This window comes from Novosphingobium sp. Sphag1I, from assembly GCF_056279125.1.
This window is the reverse complement of record NZ_JBWBQS010000002.1, coordinates 116,013-135,095: the sequence shown is the minus strand read 5'-3', so window position 1 is coordinate 135,095 and position 19,083 is coordinate 116,013. Positions and strand designations below refer to the sequence as shown.

19 protein-coding genes are annotated in these 19,083 nt (G+C 62.2%); 8 read left to right on the top strand and 11 right to left on the bottom strand.

Going from position 1 to position 19,083, the window contains the following annotated elements; all coding sequences use genetic code 11:
• Positions 1-189: 189 nt before the first annotated feature.
• Positions 190-867 (top strand): hypothetical protein, encoded by a 678-nt coding sequence (locus ACZ9HU_RS02700; RefSeq protein ID WP_476102042.1) that lies wholly within the window; start codon positions 190-192, stop codon positions 865-867.
• Between the two features lie 156 nt (positions 868-1,023).
• Here ACZ9HU_RS02700 and ACZ9HU_RS02695 read toward each other — a convergent pair whose 3' ends face one another.
• The 10 genes from ACZ9HU_RS02695 to ACZ9HU_RS02650 form a co-directional block, all read right to left on the bottom strand.
• Positions 1,024-1,914, bottom strand: a complete 891-nt coding sequence (locus ACZ9HU_RS02695; protein ID WP_476102040.1) for a hypothetical protein — start codon at positions 1,912-1,914, stop codon at positions 1,024-1,026.
• A gap of 22 nt (positions 1,915-1,936) precedes the next feature.
• Positions 1,937-3,118, bottom strand: coding sequence for a CaiB/BaiF CoA transferase family protein (locus tag ACZ9HU_RS02690; RefSeq protein ID WP_476102038.1), 1,182 nt, complete (start codon positions 3,116-3,118; stop codon positions 1,937-1,939).
• On the bottom strand, positions 3,115-4,032 hold the full coding sequence (locus tag ACZ9HU_RS02685) for a hydroxymethylglutaryl-CoA lyase (RefSeq protein ID WP_476102036.1): 918 nt from the start codon (positions 4,030-4,032) through the stop codon (positions 3,115-3,117). The genes ACZ9HU_RS02690 and ACZ9HU_RS02685 overlap by 4 nt, the downstream gene beginning before the upstream one ends.
• The gene (gene leuD, locus ACZ9HU_RS02680; RefSeq protein WP_476102034.1) at positions 4,029-4,616 is read right to left on the bottom strand and encodes a 3-isopropylmalate dehydratase small subunit; all 588 of its coding nucleotides are present in this window, start codon (positions 4,614-4,616) and stop codon (positions 4,029-4,031) included. Before leuD ends, ACZ9HU_RS02685 begins: the two co-directional genes overlap by 4 nt.
• Positions 4,613-5,995, bottom strand: coding sequence for a 3-isopropylmalate dehydratase large subunit (locus ACZ9HU_RS02675; RefSeq protein ID WP_476102032.1), 1,383 nt, complete (start codon positions 5,993-5,995; stop codon positions 4,613-4,615). Before ACZ9HU_RS02675 ends, leuD begins: the two co-directional genes overlap by 4 nt.
• Entirely contained in the window at positions 5,995-7,008 is a 1,014-nt protein-coding gene (locus ACZ9HU_RS02670) for a zinc-binding dehydrogenase (RefSeq protein ID WP_476102030.1), read from the bottom strand. The genes ACZ9HU_RS02675 and ACZ9HU_RS02670 overlap by 1 nt, the downstream gene beginning before the upstream one ends.
• Positions 7,005-8,612 (bottom strand): FAD-binding oxidoreductase, encoded by a 1,608-nt coding sequence (locus tag ACZ9HU_RS02665; protein WP_476102028.1) that lies wholly within the window; start codon positions 8,610-8,612, stop codon positions 7,005-7,007. Before ACZ9HU_RS02665 ends, ACZ9HU_RS02670 begins: the two co-directional genes overlap by 4 nt.
• A gap of 94 nt (positions 8,613-8,706) precedes the next feature.
• Positions 8,707-10,077, bottom strand: a complete 1,371-nt coding sequence (locus ACZ9HU_RS02660) for an FAD-dependent oxidoreductase (protein WP_476102026.1) — start codon at positions 10,075-10,077, stop codon at positions 8,707-8,709.
• Positions 10,077-10,439 carry a hypothetical protein gene (locus ACZ9HU_RS02655; RefSeq protein ID WP_476102024.1) on the bottom strand — a complete coding sequence of 121 codons (363 nt, stop codon included), beginning with the start codon at positions 10,437-10,439 and terminating at the stop codon, positions 10,077-10,079. Before ACZ9HU_RS02655 ends, ACZ9HU_RS02660 begins: the two co-directional genes overlap by 1 nt.
• The gene (locus ACZ9HU_RS02650; protein WP_476102022.1) at positions 10,436-11,662 is read right to left on the bottom strand and encodes a class I SAM-dependent methyltransferase; all 1,227 of its coding nucleotides are present in this window, start codon (positions 11,660-11,662) and stop codon (positions 10,436-10,438) included. The genes ACZ9HU_RS02655 and ACZ9HU_RS02650 overlap by 4 nt, the downstream gene beginning before the upstream one ends.
• 193 nt (positions 11,663-11,855) lie before the next feature.
• Here ACZ9HU_RS02650 and ACZ9HU_RS02645 point away from each other — a divergent pair, with 193 nt between their 5' ends.
• The 7 genes from ACZ9HU_RS02645 to ACZ9HU_RS02615 are packed head-to-tail and all read left to right on the top strand — an operon-like array spanning position 11,856 to position 18,041.
• Positions 11,856-12,164, top strand: coding sequence for an REDY-like protein HapK (locus ACZ9HU_RS02645; RefSeq protein ID WP_476102020.1), 309 nt, complete (start codon positions 11,856-11,858; stop codon positions 12,162-12,164).
• Entirely contained in the window at positions 12,161-12,988 is an 828-nt protein-coding gene (locus ACZ9HU_RS02640; RefSeq protein ID WP_476102018.1) for an SDR family NAD(P)-dependent oxidoreductase, read from the top strand. Before ACZ9HU_RS02645 ends, ACZ9HU_RS02640 begins: the two co-directional genes overlap by 4 nt.
• Complete coding sequence (locus ACZ9HU_RS02635) at positions 12,988-14,349, top strand: MmgE/PrpD family protein (RefSeq protein WP_476102016.1); 1,362 nt, start codon at positions 12,988-12,990, stop codon at positions 14,347-14,349. The genes ACZ9HU_RS02640 and ACZ9HU_RS02635 overlap by 1 nt, the downstream gene beginning before the upstream one ends.
• Positions 14,346-15,227, top strand: coding sequence for a VOC family protein (locus ACZ9HU_RS02630; protein ID WP_476102014.1), 882 nt, complete (start codon positions 14,346-14,348; stop codon positions 15,225-15,227). The genes ACZ9HU_RS02635 and ACZ9HU_RS02630 overlap by 4 nt, the downstream gene beginning before the upstream one ends.
• Positions 15,224-16,066 carry an alpha/beta fold hydrolase gene (locus ACZ9HU_RS02625; protein WP_476102012.1) on the top strand — a complete coding sequence of 281 codons (843 nt, stop codon included), beginning with the start codon at positions 15,224-15,226 and terminating at the stop codon, positions 16,064-16,066. The genes ACZ9HU_RS02630 and ACZ9HU_RS02625 overlap by 4 nt, the downstream gene beginning before the upstream one ends.
• Before the next feature lie 17 nt (positions 16,067-16,083).
• A complete protein-coding gene (locus ACZ9HU_RS02620) occupies positions 16,084-16,806 on the top strand; it encodes a hypothetical protein (protein WP_476102010.1) in 723 nt (240 codons plus the stop codon).
• Positions 16,806-18,041 (top strand): MFS transporter, encoded by a 1,236-nt coding sequence (locus tag ACZ9HU_RS02615; protein WP_476102008.1) that lies wholly within the window; start codon positions 16,806-16,808, stop codon positions 18,039-18,041. Before ACZ9HU_RS02620 ends, ACZ9HU_RS02615 begins: the two co-directional genes overlap by 1 nt.
• 18 nt (positions 18,042-18,059) lie before the next feature.
• Here the strand turns inward: ACZ9HU_RS02615 and ACZ9HU_RS02610 are convergent, their stop codons facing one another.
• The gene (locus ACZ9HU_RS02610) at positions 18,060-19,079 is read right to left on the bottom strand and encodes a zinc-dependent alcohol dehydrogenase family protein (protein WP_476102006.1); all 1,020 of its coding nucleotides are present in this window, start codon (positions 19,077-19,079) and stop codon (positions 18,060-18,062) included.
• Between the last annotated feature and the right edge of the window lie 4 nt (positions 19,080-19,083).

Genomic DNA, 19,083 nt, shown 5'->3' with positions numbered 1-19,083 from the left:
CATTTATCCGATAGGTGAAGTTGCCTGACCGACAGGCGAGAGAAGACTTGGGGACACCTACCTGAACCTGCGCAATTCATGGCAGGCATCGGGCACAGCAGGAGGTCGTGGCCATCAACCGCCCGACCCGCCGGTGACGGACCGGACGGCGCGATCGCCGCCATCCGGTCCCAACTCAGGGAGAAAACCGTGATTCAGGAAGTTCTCGTACTGCGCTGGGTGCACATCATCTGCATGGTCTATTGGCTGGGCGGCGAATGGGGTGTGTTTCAAACCAGCTATAATATCCTCAACCGCAATCTTTCGATGGAAGAGCGCCGTCGCCATATGGAAACGGCCTATCGCATCGATATTCTGGCGCGTACCGGCATTATCACGCTGCTGCCGCTGGGGCTGCATATGGGCAACATCTATGGGCTTCAGCCCTATGGCGGCAACTTCCTGACCGGGATGTGGATTTTCGTCGCTTTGTGGCTTGGCCTGTGCTGGGGCGCGTTCATCAAGCGTGAAACCGATATTGGTATCAAACTGACCAAGATCGATGAAGCGGTGCGCTATTTCCTGATCCCCACGATCTTCTTTGTCGGGATTTCCTCGCTGCTGGGCCACGGTCCGTTCGAGGCGGGTGAAGGCCAGCGCTGGTATGCCACCAAGTTCACGCTTTACGGCTTTACGTTGTGCATCGGTCTTGGTCTGCGCTGGATCATGCGCCGCTGGACCACGGCGTTCCGCATTCTGGCCCAAGGCCCGAACCCCAAGATCGAAGCCGTTCTTGAACGCGACTTCTTCCTTGGGCGCTGCATGGCCTATGTCTATTGGATCACGATTTCGGGCATCTGCTTCCTCGGCACGGTCAAGCCGATCTGAGGAAACCCGCTCAAAGGGCAGGACATCGGTCCAAATGAAGTGCGGCGGGGCGACCTGCCGCACTTTCTTTATGCGCCAACAAAAGAACCCCGGCGCTTCGGATGCGAGGCGCCGGGGTCAAGTGCGGGTAGGTTTGGGAGCAAAGGCCCCCGATGCTTAATTGCGATAGGTTGTTGCGGCGCGCTTCAAAACGCCCAGCGGATCGGCCGCCATTGCCGGATCCGCCTTGGCCACCATCGCGCGCCAGTCTTCGGGCATGTCGGCATAGCGCGCGACCTTTTGCCCGGCGCTGCGCAGCGTTTGCGTGCCGGATCCCGCCGGCATTTTCCACCAGCGCGCATAATCGGTGACATCCGTGCCATAGGCAGTCGCGCTGGCAAAGGCGCATTTCGGGTCAAGCGCCTGAGCCGCCGGGCTGCAAATCATGCTCATATCGTTGAGCACGCGGTCGGTCTGGCCCGGCGTCTGTGCGCGGGCGCGGCTGTGGGTCTGGAAACAGACCGTGTCGCCAAGGCGGTAGAACAGTTCGGGGACATGTTCGGCCGTAAAGGTCGATCCGCCAATGCTGGAGGGCAATTGCAGCGTATTGTCGGGCGAATAAGACACCGTGGTCGGGCCAACGGGGGCAAAGGGCACATCGACCATCGTGTCGGTGATCGGGTTGTACAGCTTTTCCGCGCGCACGCCGGTGTCCAGCGCGCAACGGAACGCCAATTCATACTGCGTGGTGGACAAACCCCCGTCGGCGGTCGGGCGAATGTCCATCAAAGCGCCATAGATCATGTCGCAGATCGGGATCAGTTTGGCACCTTGCTGGGCATAGTTACGCCCGCGGAACCACCAGAACACCGGGCCTGCATCGGTACGCATCCGCATCCGCCGCATGATGGCGATACGGGCGGCTGCGTCGGTGGGGATACCCTCTTCGCGGCTGATCGAGGCGGCAGATGCCATTTCCGGCATAGCCATGGCCGCGCCCAGCATCGCGCCACTTGCCATCAGCATGCGGCGGCTCAGGAGCAGTGTTTCATCGCAAGTATCGCTCATCGCTTTTCCCCCATTGTCGGAATTACAGGGCGCCAACCGCCCCGGACCCGATCAATTCTTCAATTTTATCGTGATGATAGCCGAGGGCGCCTAACACTTGGCGCGCGTCACGCCCGGGCATGGGCAGATGGTTTTCTCCCCCGGTTCGTTTGCCCGCCATTTCAAGGGGAACCGTTGGCAATTGCGTTTCGCGGCCATCGTCCAGAAACACCGTTTCCAAACCGCCCGCCACCAACTGCGGGTCTTCAAACAATTCTTCGGGCTTGCTGACCGGGGCAAAGGGGATGCCGGTGCCTTCCAACCGCGCGATGATGTCTGCGCGGGTAAAGGTGGCCACCTTTTCGCGTACGATGGGCAGAATGCGATCGCGGGCCAAAACACGCTGGTTGTTGGCGCGGATGGTTTCATCGGCCCACAAATCGTCAAAGCCCAGCAGCGCGCAGAATTTTTCCCAAAGCGTGTCGGAAACAACACCGATGAAAACCGGCAAATCCTGGGTTTCAAACACGTCATAGATCGCCCATGCGGAAATGCGCGCGGGCATGGGTGCGGCAGGCTTTCCGGTCACGGCAAATTGGGCCATGTGCTGACCGACCAGATAGGCGGTTGTTTCAAACAGGCTGGCCACGACCTTTTGGCCGCGCCCGGTGCGGTGGCGTTCTTCCAACGCGGCCAGGATGCCGATCACGCCAAACATCGCGCCCGTCACGTCGATCACGCTGGATCCGGCGCGCAAAGGCCGCCCCGGAGGCCCGGTCATATAGGCAAGGCCGCCCATCATCTGCGCCACTTCGTCCAGCGCGGTGCGGTTTTCGTACGGGCCGGGCAAAAAGCCCTTTTCGCTGCAATAGATGAGGCGCGGGTTGGCCTCACTCATGGCTTCATAGGACAGGCCCATGCGGTCGAGCGCGCCGGGGCGGAAATTCTCGACCAGAATGTCGGCACCAACGACCAGATCGCGCGCTACGGCCACCCCTTCGGGCGACTTGAGGTCGAGGCAGATCGATTGCTTGCCCCGGTTATACATGGGGAAATAGCCCGATCCCGAACCCAGCAGACGCCGCGTGGCATCCCCGCCAATCGGTTCGATGCGGATGACTTCTGCACCAAGGCTGGCCATAATATGGCCAACCGCAGGCCCCATCACCATGTGGGTGAATTCAATAACGCGCAGGCCCGCCAGAGGGGTGGGGTTCTGGCTCATTTGGCCATCCTTTCATGATAATCCATCATCACGCCCCCATCCGGGGTGAAACCGTATAAAGGCTCGCCGGGCAGGGCTTCGGCCAGAATGCCGCGAACTTTCAGCAGCTTTTCCAGATCGATGCCGGTCTGATAGCCCATGGCGTTGAGCATCAGCACCAGATCCTCGGTCACCAGATTGCCCGACGCCCCCGGCGCATAGGGACATCCGCCAAGGCCACCCAGCGAGGCATCCAACGTGGTGATCCCTTCGTCCAGCCCGGCCAGCGCATTGGCCAGCCCAAGCCCGCGGGTGTTATGCAGGTGGAGAGTGGTCAGCGCCTCACCCACCTCTGCCCGAACGGCGCGCACCAAACGGCGGACCTGCGCCGGATCGGCATAGCCGGTGGTGTCGGATAGCGAGAGTTCCTGGGCGCCCGCCTCTATGCTGGCCACGGCCATGCGGACAACGGTTGCCTCCGGAACCGCGCCCTCGATGGTGCAGCCAAAGGCGGTGGAAAGGCCCACCGCAAAATGCACGCCGCCATCGCGCGCAATATTGGCCATGGCGCGGATCTCTTCGATCATTTGCGCGTGGTCCTTGCGGACATTTCGGATCGAATGGGTTTCGCTCATCGAAAAGGGGGCGGAAAACCCGTGGACGCCGGCCTCGACGGCACGCGCTGCACCCTTGGCATTGGGCACCAGCGCCACGACGTTCAACCCCTGAATACCGCGCGCAAAGCGTACCAGTTCGGCGGTATCGGCCATTTGCGGCAAGAGGCTGGGGGGCACAAAGCTGCCCACCTCGATTTCGGGCACGCCGCAGGCCGCTTCGGCCGCGATCCAGGCCTTTTTGGCCTCCAACGGCATGACCGCCTTGATCGATTGCAGCCCATCGCGTGGGCCAACTTCGGATAGGGTGATGAAAGTCATAGGTAAATCCATGGGCGCGCCACGCGGTCCGCATCGTGCCATGCGGCAATGGCGGGGCGCGATTTCAGGGTGAGGTCAATGGCGTCGAGCCCTTCAAGGAGCATATCCTTGGCTTCGGCCTCGATCGGAAAAGGATGGTTGGCATCGCCGCAGGTGAGCGTCTGGCTTGCCAGATCGATATGGACCATCTGGCCTGCGACGCTTTCCACCGCCTCGCGCGGCAAGACCAGCGGCAACAGGCCGTTACGAATGCAGTTGGCCGCAAAGATGGGGGCAAAGCTGGAGGCGATCACACAGCGCACGCCATATTCGGCCAAAGCCCATACGGCATGTTCACGGCTTGACCCGCAGCCGAAGTTGGACCCGCCCGCGATGATTTGCGCGCCGGCATAGGCGTTTTGGTTCAGAACGAAATCCGGGTTGGGGACGCGCCCTTCGATATAACGCCACGGCGCGAACAGACCCTCGGCAAGGCCGGTGCGTCCGGTTGATTTCATCTCGCGGCTGGGAATGATCGCATCGGTGTCGACATTGTCGGCCAGAAGCGGCGCGGCGACCGCCGAAAGGGTGGTAAAAGGCGTCATGCCAGAATCTCCAGCTTGCGCGGATCGGCGATCACACCGGCAATGGCGCTGGCCACGACGACTTCGGGGCTGGCGATATGGGTGCGGATGCCGGGGCCTTGGCGGCCTTCGAAATTGCGGTTGGTGCTCGATATGCTGCGACTGCCCGCGGGAAAGCTCTCGCCCCCGGCAAAGAAGCAGAGCGAGCAGCCGCTTTCGCGCCATTCAAAACCGGCGGCCTCGAATATTTTGTCCAACCCTTCGGCTTCGGCGGCGTGCTTGACGGACCCGCTGCCGGGCACGACCATCGCCTTTTTGATCGACGGCGCGATATGGCGCCCCTTGGTCAAGGCTGCGGCGCGGCGCAGGTCGGACAGGCGTGCATTGGTGCAGGAACCGATGAAGGCAACATCGATTGGCGTGCCCTCGATCAAGGCGCCGGGTGCAAGGCCGATATAGTCATGGGCGCGCTGCGGCCCTTGGGGTACGGCGGCGTCGATGGGGATGGCATGTTCCGGGCTGGTGCCCCACGTGATCATGGGGGCGATGCTGGCGGCATCGATCACGATCTCGCGGTCGAAATTGGCCCCTTCGTCCGAATGCAAACCCTGCCAATAGGGAGCATCGAAATCAGCCGGAGCATAACGCCGCCCCGCCAGATAGGCGAAAGTCTTGGCATCGGGCGCGATGATGGCGGCCATGGCGGCAAATTCGGTCGCCATATTGCACAAGGTCATCCGGGCCTCGATATCGAGGGCCGTGACGGCGGACCCGGCAAATTCGACCACATGGCCCGCGCCGCCGCCCGCGCCATAGGAACCCAGCAGCGCCAGCGCCATATCCTTGGCCGTCACGCCGGTGCCCAATTCGCCCTCAAACCGCACCAACATCGTTTTGGGCCGAGGCAGGCGCAGGACGCCGGTGGCCATGGCATGTTCGGCCTCGGATGAACCAATGCCCCATGCCAGCGCGCCCAGAGCGCCCTGCGTGCAGGTATGGCTGTCGGGCGCAACCAGCGTGCATCCGGGCAGGACAATGCCCAATTCGGGCGAGATGACATGGGTGATACCCTGATCGGGATCGTTCACGTCAAACAGGGTGATGCCCGCCGCCAGCGCCGACGCGCGGGTTTCGGTGATGAAGGCCTGTCCGCCCTGCATCAATGTCTGATCGCCGCGTCCGGGGCGTGTATCGACGATATGATCCATCACCGCAAAGACGCGCCTTGGATCAACCACCGGCCTGCCTGCTGCCGCCATGCTTTTGAGCGCCGAAGCGCCGGTTCGTTCGTGCAGAAAGACGCGGTCAATCGCCACCAGATCGGCGCCCGCAGGCGTTGTGGTCGTAACATGCGCGTCCCAGATCTTGTCGGCCAAGGTCAAAGGCATATTTTGCGCCATCACTCTGCGCCTCCCAGATCAACGATGACCTTGCCCGATGAGGCGCCCGACAAAAGGCGTTCAACGGCGTCATAAATCCCTTCCAGTCCGCTGAAACGGGGCTGGTCGAAATGAACGGCGATCTTGCCACTTTCATAAAGGGCGAAGAGCTTTTCACGCGCCTCTGGCCAATGGGCCGTCATCAGGCCGTTCATAAAGCCGCGCACCGAAGCGCCTTTGTAATAGATCGCATTGGCAATGCGCGGGCCGTTGATGATTTCGGGGCGTCCGTTGAGGTCGGCCGCCGCCCCACCCACCACCAATCGCCCATGGTTGGCCAGATTGGCCAGAAATGCATCATGGATGGCGCCTGAAACCGTATCGACCGCCACGTCGATGGCATTGTGATATTCCGCGTCCAAAACGGCGCGGACATCCTCGGCGCGGTAATCGATTACGCGCGCGGCGCCCAGACTTCGGACAAATTCGGCCTTTTCCGGGCCGCCGCAAACGGCAACGACATGACATCCGCGTGCGGCGGCAATCTGGACCAGAAAATGGCCCAGCCCACCGGCCGCCGCCGAAATGGCGATGGTTTCGCCCGGTTTCAATTCGCCAATGGCGTCCAGCGCCACCATGGCCGAAACCCCGGTGCTGCACAGCGCCAGCCAGTCGGGATTGGTCGAAGGCACTTTCAGGAAATTGGCGGCAGGGGCAATGTTGGCTTCACGATAGCCGCCGGTAAAACGCGTCGTCACCACTGCATCGCCCGTCGCAAAGTCCGTTACGTCCGCGCCCACTGCCTCAACCACGCCCAGTGCTTCGACCCCGGTGTAGGTGGGCAGGGCAATCTTGACGTAATCCACCGCATTACGCGCAATCTGTGTGTCGAATATGCCGTTGATGCCGCAATAGAGGTTGCGCACGCGCAATTCCCCCGGGGCAGGATCGGTCAGAGGCAATTCACGGATGACGCAGCCTTCGCGGAACGAAGGCGCGATGGTTTCCAGACGGATTGCGCGATAGGTACTCACGCGGGGAAACCCAGACAGCCGGGGTTGAACTGACCCTTGGGATCGACCACCGCCTTGACCGCATCCAGCACGCGCAGGAAAGCCTCGTCACGGCTCTCGCGATATTTATACGCCCGCCCGATCTGGAAATGGGCGCAGCCATAGCTTTCGGCGATGCGTTTCACCTTTTCGCGCGCGGCATGGACGACGGCGGTGGCTTCGGGTGCCTCGCCCAATTGCTTCAGGCGCGCCAGATGGGCCGGTTCGACAAAGCTTTCATGCACTGGGCGATAGCCCTGCGGCCAGAAGAACACCGGCTCGATCACCACGGCATTGTTGTGCAGCGTGGAAAAGAGGAAGCCGGTGTGGATACCCAGACAGTCAAACTCGGTCTGCATCCCGTCGAAATAGGCCTTGATGTCAGCAAACATCTTGGGCGCATTGGACAGCGAGACCTGACCATGGACCGGGATCCAGCTTTCGCCATCCGGCCCAAGGATCGAGTTGGGCGGCGGGAAGGGCATCGCCCGGATCACCTTGGCGATGGTGTTGGCGATCTCGACGCCATCATATTTCGCGGCAATTTCACGCGCTGTGGCGATATCGGCGGCCACCGCTTCCTTGCAGCGGCCCTCGGCGCTGATGTGGAGGGGGTATTCCTCCTCCTCGATAAAGCTGCGCCCGGCGGTGGCGATTTTCAGGCCTGCCTTGATCGCGCCGAACACCGACTTTTCCTTGGCCATGACCGCGCCCAGAGCCTTGACGTCATTGGTCATGCCCATGCGGCGCATCCGCACTTTGGTCAGCCCCGGATCAAAGCCGCAGGTTTCCGAGGCAATCCCCGCGCGGGCCATTTCGGCCAGAGCCTCCAGCATGACCGGCCCGGTCTTGAAGCTGAAGCTGACGCTGTCCTCGAATTGCGGGCGGCGCATCATGCGGAAGGTGACCTCGGCCTTGATCCCCAGCGTTCCGGCATCGCCCATGAACAGGCCCGCCAGATCGGGGCCAAAGTGGCGATAGAAAGGCGTTTCCCCATCAGGCCCGCGCGCGCCCGTTTTCAACACCGATCCATCGGCCAGCACCATCGTGATCGCGATCACGCTTTCCGTCGACGTGCCGTAATGGCCACAACCGAACATGGCGTTATGGTTCGACAGCCCCCCGCCGATGGTGGACCAGATCCCGCTCATCGGCCCCCAGAATGGCAGGCGCAGGCCAAGCGGCTTCAATGCGTCATCAATGCTCTTCCATGACGCGCCCGCCTCGACGGTGATCGTCATATCCTCTTCGCGGATCGAAAGGATGCGGTTCATTCGAAGGGTATCGATGGAGATCGTCGTGCCGGTCGCCGGGATATAGCCGCTGGTATAGCTCATGCCCGCGCCGCGCGGCGCCAGATCGACGCCCGCTTCGGCGGCGGCCTTGACCACCGCGGCCAGTTCCGCCGTATTGCCCGGCGCAACGATCATCATCACCGTGTGATCCGACGCGCTCCAGATATCTTCGCTGAACAGGCGGCGGCTTGCTTCATCCTCGCGCAGATTGGCTTCACCCACGATTGAGGCAAGGCGCGAACGCAGGTCGGCAGGGCAGGTGGCGGAGAGAGTGGCGGTTTCCTGAGACATGACGGCCTTTCGGATCGATTTGATCGATGAATATGGAAATTGATGATGAGGCGGGGGGCAGGCGGCTGAACTATCCTCCTGTCGGATGAAGTGATCAGCCCGCCAACCGCGCCGCGGACAGGCCCGCAAGCCGCCCCAGAGTGACCGCCGTGCAAAGCCCCATCGCAGGCAGATAACCCCAATGGGCCGGGCCAGAGACGCTGCGCGCCGCGCCGCCGCCGGCAAACAGATTGGGCAGGGGCGAGCCGTCCTCACGCAGCACACGGGCATTGCCGTCAATCTGAAGTCCGCCCTGTGTGTGATAGATCGCGCCAACGACCTTGAAGGCCAGCAACGCGCCTTGGGGCGGTGTGGCGTCATCCCATCGGCGCCCTTGCGTATCGGCTACGCCCTGTGCCTTGGCCTGTGCAGCTTGCGTCAGAGCATTCGTCAGCGCTGCATCCGGCACCCCGATGGCCTGTGCCAAAGTCGCCGCGTCAGCGCCCCTTTTGGCCGCATTCAGGTCGGCCAGAGTCTTCATCTCAGGCGTATAGGCCTGTACCGCTTCAATGCGTTCATCAAGGATGACCCAGCACGGCCCCCCTTGCGCCATGACCGGATGGACCATCCCGGCAATGTCTTCGCTCTCGTCGCAAAAGCGTTCGCCCTTGGCATTCACGATGATGCCGCCATCGACGATCACACCGGGTACCACGGAGATCCCTTGCGGATCGGTCAACATGGCATAGCCTTGATAGGCCCCCATGTCGCCCAATGCCGCGCCCAGCTTCTGGCCGACCAGCACCGCTGTGCCGTCGCTGCCCTCATGGCCATTGTTGCGGCCATCGGCCATCGAGGGGATATAGCGCGCCAGCAATTCGTGGTTGGCCGCATAGCCGCCGCTGGCCAGAATCAAGGTTTCGCAGCCCACATGTTCGACCGAGCCATCGGGCCGCCTCAGGCTGACGCCCAGAACGCGGCCTTCATCATCGGCATGAACCTCCTCCAGCCGCGCGCCGAGCATGACCATGACGCCTTCATCTTCAAGACGCTGGTGCAACAGATCCACCATGTCCTGGCCATCATGGCCGTGCCAGCCATGCATGCGATAGGTGGACAGGCCATAGGAGGGGCGGAACCCCATATCCAGTTCCCAAGGCATGGACAGACGATCCGCCATCCAGTCAAGCGTCGGCCCGGAATGGTCGGCAATCGCGCGGGCGATGACGGGATCGGTCTGTCCGCGGGTCTTGGCCATGATGTCGTTGAAATAGGCATCCGCGCTGTCGCTGATACCCTTTTCGGCCTGCGCGCGCGTGCCTGCGGCACAGATCAGGCCCATCGACATGCCGGTCGTGCCCATCGGGCGTTCATCGGCTTCGACCAGCAGGACTTCGGCCCCGGCATCGCGGGCGGAGAGCGCTGCGATGCAACCGCAAGCGCCCCCTCCCACTACCAGAACGGGGATGGAAAATTCAAACTCCATCAATTGGTTTCCCGTACCATGTCATCGGCCATTTCGCCGCTGGCCACATCATTTGACAGGGCGGCGGCCTCGTTTTCCTGCTGAACAATGCGCAGGATGCGGGCGATATATTCCTGATTCCACATCTGGCGCTCGGCGCTGGCGGCGGCATCGGGGGTAAAGGCGTCGATCTCGCCTTCCACCAGAATGCCCTTGGCCTTGAGCAAGCGTTCCAGCGTATCGGCGCGCTGATGCGCCACGGCCAGTTCCTGCGCGATGCTCATGGTGATGGCCAGAACGCGCTCGACCTGCGGTTCAAGGAAATAGGGGCGCTTGCCGGCGGGCTTGGCCCCGGCTTCGTTCAAGGCGTCGTTAAAGCTCATGCCACGGCTCCGATCACATGCCATGCGGCCTTGCGGCCATAATCCTCGGTGTTGTCCTCGGCGGCGTCGGGGAAGATTTCGCGGTCCACCACGCCGTAAACGCCGCCATGGATGATCTTGGCCCGGTCAAACCCGGCCAGTTCCATTTCCGCGTCCAGATCCATCTCGTGCATCCGGCTCCAGAACGGCTCGTTGTTGTAGAACGCGTCCCAGTCGCGCATCGCCTGTTCAAACAGCGGCATATCGGGGGCATATTGCGGCTGTTCGACATGCAGCACGATGCCGCCGGGGCGCAGAAGGCGGTGGCTTTCGGCAAAGATGTTGCGCAGCGCGCGGGTGGACAATTCGTGCAGAAACATCGTCGTCTGCACCCAGTCGAAACTGGCATCCTCGAAAATGCCCTTCAGGTTCTCGGCGCTGGCCTGAACGAAACGGACATTGTTGATGCCAAGCGATTTGGCCCGCGCCAGACCATAGCGCAGCATCGGCGCGCCAAGGTCCACGATCGTCAGTTCGGCATCGGGAAAAGCCTGCGCCAGAGGCAGGCTGGAATGCCCCACCGTGCCGCCAAATTCGAGGATCTTCTTGGGCGCGAAATCGGGCAGGTTCTTTTTGACCCACTGTACGACGGCATGGCCGCCGCCATCGGAATATTTGCCCAGCAGGCCGCCCGTGGTGACAAATCCGGCATGGTCATAATTGGCGCCATTGGTGAAATCGTCGGGCGCATATTCGGTGTGATAACTGCCCGGCATGCAATGGTGATCGACCGCCGAAACATAGCGCGGAATGTCGAGGGCGGGGTTCAGCACCAGACGGTCATCGCCCTCGATCAGTTCCTTGCCGCGCGCATTCAGTTCCTCTCGCTGGCGGATCACGGTCCAGCGGCCAGCCTGCTGACGCTGTTCCATCGTCATGCGGCGCAGGGCCGACCATGTGCAAAACGCCTGATCCTCCAGCATCGCCTTGCGCGCTTCGTGGCGGTTGGCGATGGGGCGGCCATGGGTGGCGGCAAATGCGGGAACGACGCGGGCATCATAGGCGGCCTTGACGCCGGGCACGACACGCGCGGCCAGATGGCGGTTCATCTGGGCAAGGAAATTGATCCGCTCGATCTCGTCATGGTTCGTCTGGGGAAAGACGCCGTGTCGGCCAATCACCCGGTAATCGGGCGGGCCGTCATAGGATGCGGCGGGACTGTTGGGGCGCTTTACTTCGGCCACGGGCAGAGTCCTTGATAAGGGAAAGAATAGGGGATCGATTGCCTTGTCGCGGGGCGCAAACTAGCCCGCCCGGACGTTTCATCCGAAAACCACCCCGGACCTGACCGACAGGCGGTTACACATCCGCGCGCCCCTGCATCGCGCGCCCAATCCGGCCCAATTTCCCCGCCACACCCAGATGCGGAGAAATTTGATGCGGATTTTCGCCCTGTTCAATCTGAAGCCCGGCGTGGATGAAGCCGCCTATACGCAATGGGCCAAAACGGTGGATCTGCCCACGGCCAATGGGCTGCCCTCGATTGACTCGTTCCGCCTGTTCAAGACCACCGGCCTGCTGGGCAGCGATGCCAAGCCGCCGTACAGCCATATCGAAGTGCTCGACATTGCCGACATGGATCAATTTGGCCGCGATGTGGCGACCGAGGCAATGCAGGCCGTTGCCGCCGCGTTTCAGGACATGGTCGATGTGACCTTCATCACCACCGATGAGATCGTCGCATGAGCGGGCGTTTCGCGGGCAAGGTGGCGGTTGTCACCGGCTCGGGCCGCCGGGGCGGTCTGGGCGAGGCGATTGCGCGTCGGTTGAGCGAAGAGGGCGCGACCCTTGTCATCTCCGACATTGGCGCCAGTCGCGACGTCGCCACGCCGGACAATATGATTGGCGCCGCCGATGAGATGAAGGCCATCGCGGCCAGCCTGCCCAATCCGGCCAGCACCTGCGTCTGCGATGTGCGCGATCCCGACAGTGTCAAGGCTCTGGCCGATCACGCGGTGGCCACGCATGGTTCGCTCGATATCTGGGTCAACAATGCGGGTATCGGCTATATCATGAAGCCTCTGGCCGAGGTTTCGCCGCAGGATTGGCGCGCGGTGATCGACGTCAACCTGACGGGCGCATGGTTTGGCCTTCAGGCTGCCGCCGAGATCATGGTCCGCCAGGGACGCGGCGGGCGCATCATCAATATCGCCAGCCAGGCCGCCAAGTCGGGCTTTCCCCATGCGCAGGCCTATACCGCCTCCAAGCATGGTTTGGTAGGTCTGACCCGCTCGGCCGCCATTGAGCTTGGCGAACATGGGATCACGGTCAACAATGTTTGCCCCAACCATGTCACGACCGGCCTTGGCGCGTGGCAGAATGAGCATTTTGCCGAGTTGCAAGGCATCAGCGTTGAGGAATATTTGAAGCGCATGGCCGCGCGTATCCCACTGGGCCGCCCCGGTTTGCCGGGCGATACGGCGGGCGCAGTGGCTTTCCTGTGCAGCGATGATGGCGCCTATATCACGGGTGAAAGCATGAACGTCTCGGGCGGCGAGGAGCCGCATTGATGGCGCCCAATCCCGCAGAGGTTTTGGTCGATCATGCGCTGAACCTGCGCTGGGCCGATGTGCCGATGGTTGCGCGGGACAAGGCTTTGACCTTCCTGCATGACTCGCTGGCCGTTGGCGCGGCGGGGGTGGGGGCGGCCCATGCCGATGGCGTTCTGGCCATGGCGCAGGGCTGGGGCGCGGGGGATCAGGCGGGCGTTCTGGGGCGCCCCGATGTTCGCCTGCCGTCGGCCTCCGCCGCATTTGTGAATGCCTATCAGATCCACGGACAGGAATTTGATTGCGTCCACGAACCGGCGGTTCTGCATCCGATGGCCACATTGCTGGCCGCCTTGATGGCCGAGGCGCAGCGCGGTGAGGTGGTGAGCGGCGAGCGGTTTCTAACCGCTATCGTTGCCGGGGTCGATGTTGCGGTGACGCTTGGCCTTGCCGCGCCGGGTGCCCTGCGGTTTTTCCGGCCCGCAACGGCGGGTATATTCGGCTGTGTTGCCGGTATTGCCGCGATGCGCGGGATGGACCGCGATGTCGCGTTGAACGCGTTTGGTCATGCACTGGCGCTGGTTTCCGGCACGATGCAGGCGCATCTGGAGGGTAAGCCCGCCTTGCCGGTGCAGGTGGCCGCTGCCGCGCGCAATGCGCTGATCGCCGTGGATCTGGCCCGCGCCGGGATGCCGGGGGTGCGCGATCCTCTTGTCGGGCCTTTTGGCTATTTCCCGTTGATGGAGGTGCGTGAGGAGCTCGATTCCGCGCTGGGCCTTTTGGCGCAGGGGCATCGGATTGCCGAGGTGAGCTGGAAACCATTCCCTACGGGTCGAGCAGGCCATGGCGGGATTGTCGCGGTGCAACGGTTGATGGCGCGCGGTTTGACGGCCGATGCGGTGGAAAGCCTTGAATATCATGCGCCGCCTTTGATCCACCGCCTTGTCGGCAGGCCGGCAAAGGCGGGGATGGAACCGGGCTATGCGCGGCTTTGTCTGGCCTATTTGACCGCCAGCGTTCTGGTTCGCGGAAGTATCGGCCTTGGCGATTTCACGCGGGAGGCGTTGGATGATCCGGCGGTTCTGGCAATGGCGAAAAAGATCCGCGTTGTCGCCGATGACAATCCCGACGCCGCAGCCTTTGTTCCGGCCAGCGCTATCGTCAGGCTGACCAATGGCACACAGATGATCGAAGACGTTGCCGCGCAATTCGGTTCGCCCTCATGGCCGCTTTCGCCACAGGAACATGGTGCCAAGGCGCGGGCATGTCTGGATTTTGCGGGAATGGGCGGGGTGGCCACACCTTTGGCACAGGCCATTGCCGGTTTCGCGGCGGCGCCTGACGCCATGGCCGCGATCCGCGCATCGGGAGTGATGGGATGACTTTGCTGAAATGCGCCACGCATGTTGTGGCCGATCTTGACCTTGCCGTGGCGCGTTATGCGTCGTGGATGGATTATGCGGTTGTGGAAAGCGGGACGGTGGATGCCGCCTTGGCCGCGTCATGGATGGCCCCGAACAGCGCGGGCAAGCGCTATGCCATGCTGCAACCGGCCTCTGGCGCCACGACCTATCTGCGCTTTGTCGAAGGCGATGAGGTGGCGGAATATGAACCGATCCGCAGCTATGGCTGGGCCGCGATCGAGCTTTGCGTCACCGATGTCAATGCGGTGAACGAACGCATGGCGGCGTCCCCCTTCGAGATTATCGGGCCGCCCAAGCCCCTTGACGGCTTTGCCATCGTCAAGCCGATGCAGGTCAAGGGTGCGGACAAGGAAGTGGTCTATCTGACCCAGATCCTTGCGCCGGGGGCCGAACACGGATTGCCCGCACCCCAGTCATTGGTGGACCGGCCATTTATCATGGTGCTGGCCTGCCCCGATCTGCGCGCGGCGATGGCGTGGGCGCGTGACGTTCTGGGGCTTGAGGTGATCGACCCGATTGCCATTCGATATTCGATGATCGCCAAGAGCTTTGATCTGCCCGACGGGCAGAAGACGGAGATTTCGACCGGGCGTTGGGGCGATCACGTTTTTCTGGAATTTGACCAATATCCGCAAGGTGCTTGCCCCCGCCCCCGTATCGAGGGGCAATTGCCCCCCGGCGTGGCGATAACAACGATGGAGCATCCCGACTTTTCCCGCCTTTCCGCGCATTGGGCGGTGCCGCCCGCACCGCGTGAAGGCGTGATGTATCAAGGGCGGCGCACCGGCATGTTGCTGACCCCGGAAGGCGCTCTGCTGGAGGTGATCGAGGCGTGAGCCTGCGCCGCGCCTTTGCCGATCTGGCCCATGGTCAGATGCATTATCGGCATGCCGGCACGGGCGCCTTTGCGGGGGTGGCGGATGCTTTGCTGGTCTTGCATCCCTCGCCGGTGTCATCGCGGCAGATGGTGCGGATGGTCGATGGCCTGTCGGCCCTTGGACGGGTGATTGCCCCCGATACCGCAGGCTGCGGGGACAGTGACCCGTTGCCCGGTGATAATCCTTCGATGGCCGATTATGCGGCGGCCCTGCGGGATCTGATCCACGCTCTGGGGCTGGGCCGGGTGCTGGTTTACGGCATGCATACGGGCGCGGCGATTGCTGCGGAACTGGCAATCCTTGCGCCTGATCGTGTGGCGGGGGTGGTTGTCGATGGCCTGTCCGATTTCGATGGGGCGGCGCTTGATGATGTGCTGGCCCACTATGCCCCGCGCTTTGAGGCTGATCTTGATGGGGCCAGCCTGACCCGCATGTTCCAGTTCTGTCGCGACCAGTTTCTGTTTTTCCCCTGGTATGCCCGTAATGCCAAGGCGCGCCGTGACACGGGCCTGCCGCCTGCCGATGATCTCTATGGCTGGGTGGACGACGTGCTCAAGTCGCGGGGCTCGTATGCCAGCGCCTATCACGCGGCGTTTCGCTGGCGCGGGCGTGACAGGTTGCCTTTGGTTCAATGTCCGATGGTCGTGACTTGCGGCGCCAATGATCCTCTATTTGATGCAACCGCCAATGTGGCGCGTGATGCGGGGCGGACTTTTGCGCCGCTGCCCCGGTTTGATGCGCCCGAGTATGTCGCCGCGCGCCGTGACCTGATCCTGTCTCTGGCCGCGCCTGCCTGAATTTTACGGAGAAACCCATGCAGCAACACCGCACGATCACCGGCAAGATCCTCTATACCTCGCGCAAGCCGGGGCGCGAAGGCGAAGAGCGCGGCCGTGAATTCTTCACATGGACCCATCACCACGATGGCAAGAAGACATTGCGCGCACGCTGCGAGATTGATGAGCCCGCGCCCACCGTCCACCGCGACATCACCTATAGCATGGACGAAAACGACATGCCGATGGATTGCTTCGTCCGGCTGGTGATCGGGGACAAGTTCATGGGGTCGGGCTGGTTCCGCTTTACGCCGGATATGGTGGAATGCGAAAGCTATGGCCCCTCTATCGGGCGTTTGTCACAACGCATGCCGATTGAGGGTGAATTTGACGGATTCGGCACGCACCCCATCGTGGCCGACGCCTATATCACCCGCAAGATCGACAATTCGTCGACTGAGCCACGCAATTTCCGTTGCTTCCTGCCTTCGCCCGACCATCGCGGGGCAACCCCGCCGGTTATCGCCGAAAGTGTGATGCGCCTTGGCTATTGCGGCAGTGAAACGATCACCGTTCCGGCCGGAACTTTTGATTGCCACAAGTATGAATTTACCGATCCCCACGGTGCGATGGTATCAGGGGGGCAACCGCATCCGCCCTATGAATTGTGGGTTACGGCCGATGATGACGCGATTTTCGTTCAGGGCGGCGTGGGTGGCTATATGCAGACCTGGTACGAACTGGTTGAGTTGACACGCTGATGGTCGCCGCCGCCGATCGCAGCCCCATCGACAGCGCTCGCGGGTGGAGCGTGGTTTTTGCCGCCATGGTGGGCATCGCGCTGGGGCTTAGCCCGGTGCCCTTTTACACTGTGGGCATGTTCGCGCCCGAATTGGCGCGAGAATTTGGCTGGACCTTTACCGAATTGATGACTTGCCTGACAGTACAGACCGCGATGGTCATGCTGTCGGGGCCGCTGGCGGGTTTTGCGCTGGATCGGTTTGGTGCGCGGGCGGTGGCGCTGTGGTCGGTGCCGCTGTTTGCCTTTTCCTTCATGAGCCTGGCGCTGACCAATGGTTCCTTGCCATTGTTCTATGCGCAATGGGCGGTGATGGGGTTGGTCGGGGCCGGAACGCTCAATGCGACATGGACGCGGTTGGCCAATGCGTGGTTCTTTCGCCATCGTGGGTTGGCGATTGGTTTGGTCAGCGCCGGGACCGGCGTGACGGGCTTTTTGATCAAGCCTTTTACCGCTTGGCTCATTGGCCAATATGGCTGGCGGACAGGCTTTGCGGTGATCGGGGCCTTGCCGTTGATTGTCGCTTGGCCGGTTGTCTTTGCCTTGTTCCGTGATCCTCCGGTGGCTCAGGTCAAGGGGGCTTTGCCGGTTGAACGCGGGCCATCATTGAAAATGGTGATGGTCGGGCGGCAATTCTGGCTGATGGCGGTTGCCTTTTTGCTGCTGCCCTTTGCCCTGACGGCACCGATTCCCAATCTGGAAAACATCCTCAAAACGCAGGGCTTCACCTTGCCCCAGATCGGTGCGGTGGCTTCGGCATTCGGGTTGGCCGTGGTGGCCGGGCGGGTGGCCGGGGGCTGGGTGTTGGACCGGGTCTGGGCGCCGGGTGCGGCTTTCGGGGTCTTGATCCTGCCGATTTTGGGTAACTGGGTTCTGGCGGGACATGGGGTGTCGACCGGCATGGCGACACTGGCCATCATCGGCATGGGGTTGGGGTCTGGGTTTGAATTTGACCTGCTGGCCTATTTGGTCGCGCGCTATTTTGGCCAGAAGCACTATGGCGCGATCTACGGCATTTTCTATGTGATGATCGCGATTGGGGCCGGGATCGGGCCGGTCGCCTATGGCAAGGTCTTTGATATGACCGGGGCCTATCGTGCCGCGCTGATGGGCGGCATGGGCTGTATTTTGCTCTCGGCGCTGCTGTTGCTGGGCATGGGCGCCTATCCGGCGCAGGACGAAGGGGCGGGCGATTAAACCCGCCCCTTTGGGGTTTTAGGACGCGACGCGGATCAGGATCTTGCCGACATGGCTGCCCGATTTGAGGTGGGCATAGGCGGCAGGTGCATCGTCAAAGGCAAAGGTGCTGTCGATCACCGGCTGGATGTTCTGCTGCTCGATCGTGCGAACCAAGCGTGTCAGCATTGCCCGGCTGCCCTCGGCAATGCCCTTGAGAACCAGATTCTTATAGATCACCAGCCCCACGTTGATCGCCGGGGCGCCTTCACGCGGGGCTACGCTGATAAAGCTGATGCGGGCGTTGGCCGCGGCGGCAAGCACCGATTTGGCATGAGTGTCATAGCCACCGGTTTCAACGATGATGTCGGCCCCCGCGCCATTCGTTGCCTTCATCACTTCGGCTTCCCAATCGGGATGGGTGCGATAGTTGATGGTGATATCCGCGCCCAGCTTGCGCGCCAGTTCCAGCTTTTCATCGCTCGAACTGGTGATGATGACCCGCGCCCCATGCGCCTTGGCGATTTGCAGCGCCCAGATCGCCACGCCCCCGGTGCCCAGCGCCAGCACGGTGTCGCTGGCCTTGATCGCGCCTACTTCGACCACGGCATGCCAAGCGGTCAGAGCCGATGAGGCCAAAGGTGCGGCCTGTTCATCGGACAGGCTTTCGGGCACTTTTACCAGTGCGGCGGCGGGAACCTTGATATACTCGGCCAGCCAGCCATCATGGGTCATGCCGTAATCGGTGCCGAAATGTGAAAGCGAAAACGCCCCATCGATCCAATTGACGAAATGGGCAAAGACCGCGCGGTCGCCCAGTGCCAGACCGTTGACGCCTTCGCCCAGTTCCACCACTTCGCCCACACCTTCGGAGACGGGGATGCGGTCCTCGGGCTTTTTCGCGCCATAACGGCCTTCCAGCACCTGAATGTCGCGATTGTTGAGCGCAACGAGGCGGGTTTTGAGCAGCACTTCGCCAAAGCCCGGCTTGGGGGTTTCGCGCGTTACGGCGCGCAAACTGTCCAGCCCGGTTTGGGGGCCGATTTCATAGGCTTTCATGTCG

Excerpts from the sequence above, each read along its gene's own strand:
- ACZ9HU_RS02655 (WP_476102024.1), bottom strand. The coding sequence starts at position 10,439 with ATGAGCTTTAACGACGCCTTGAACGAAGCCGGGGCCAAGCCCGCCGGC.
- ACZ9HU_RS02620 (WP_476102010.1), top strand. The coding sequence starts at position 16,084 with ATGCAGCAACACCGCACGATCACCGGCAAGATCCTCTATACCTCGCGC.
- ACZ9HU_RS02660 (WP_476102026.1), bottom strand. The coding sequence starts at position 10,077 with ATGGAGTTTGAATTTTCCATCCCCGTTCTGGTAGTGGGAGGGGGCGCT.
- ACZ9HU_RS02675 (WP_476102032.1), bottom strand. The coding sequence starts at position 5,995 with ATGGCGCAAAATATGCCTTTGACCTTGGCCGACAAGATCTGGGACGCG.
- ACZ9HU_RS02695 (WP_476102040.1), bottom strand. The coding sequence starts at position 1,914 with ATGAGCGATACTTGCGATGAAACACTGCTCCTGAGCCGCCGCATGCTG.
- ACZ9HU_RS02610 (WP_476102006.1), bottom strand. The coding sequence starts at position 19,079 with ATGAAAGCCTATGAAATCGGCCCCCAAACCGGGCTGGACAGTTTGCGC.
- ACZ9HU_RS02665 (WP_476102028.1), bottom strand. The coding sequence starts at position 8,612 with ATGTCTCAGGAAACCGCCACTCTCTCCGCCACCTGCCCTGCCGACCTG.
- ACZ9HU_RS02640 (WP_476102018.1), top strand. The coding sequence starts at position 12,161 with ATGAGCGGGCGTTTCGCGGGCAAGGTGGCGGTTGTCACCGGCTCGGGC.
- ACZ9HU_RS02690 (WP_476102038.1), bottom strand. The coding sequence starts at position 3,118 with ATGAGCCAGAACCCCACCCCTCTGGCGGGCCTGCGCGTTATTGAATTC.
- ACZ9HU_RS02630 (WP_476102014.1), top strand. The coding sequence starts at position 14,346 with ATGACTTTGCTGAAATGCGCCACGCATGTTGTGGCCGATCTTGACCTT.
- ACZ9HU_RS02685 (WP_476102036.1), bottom strand. The coding sequence starts at position 4,032 with ATGACTTTCATCACCCTATCCGAAGTTGGCCCACGCGATGGGCTGCAA.
- ACZ9HU_RS02615 (WP_476102008.1), top strand. The coding sequence starts at position 16,806 with ATGGTCGCCGCCGCCGATCGCAGCCCCATCGACAGCGCTCGCGGGTGG.
- leuD (WP_476102034.1), bottom strand. The coding sequence starts at position 4,616 with ATGACGCCTTTTACCACCCTTTCGGCGGTCGCCGCGCCGCTTCTGGCC.
- ACZ9HU_RS02645 (WP_476102020.1), top strand. The coding sequence starts at position 11,856 with ATGCGGATTTTCGCCCTGTTCAATCTGAAGCCCGGCGTGGATGAAGCC.
- ACZ9HU_RS02635 (WP_476102016.1), top strand. The coding sequence starts at position 12,988 with ATGGCGCCCAATCCCGCAGAGGTTTTGGTCGATCATGCGCTGAACCTG.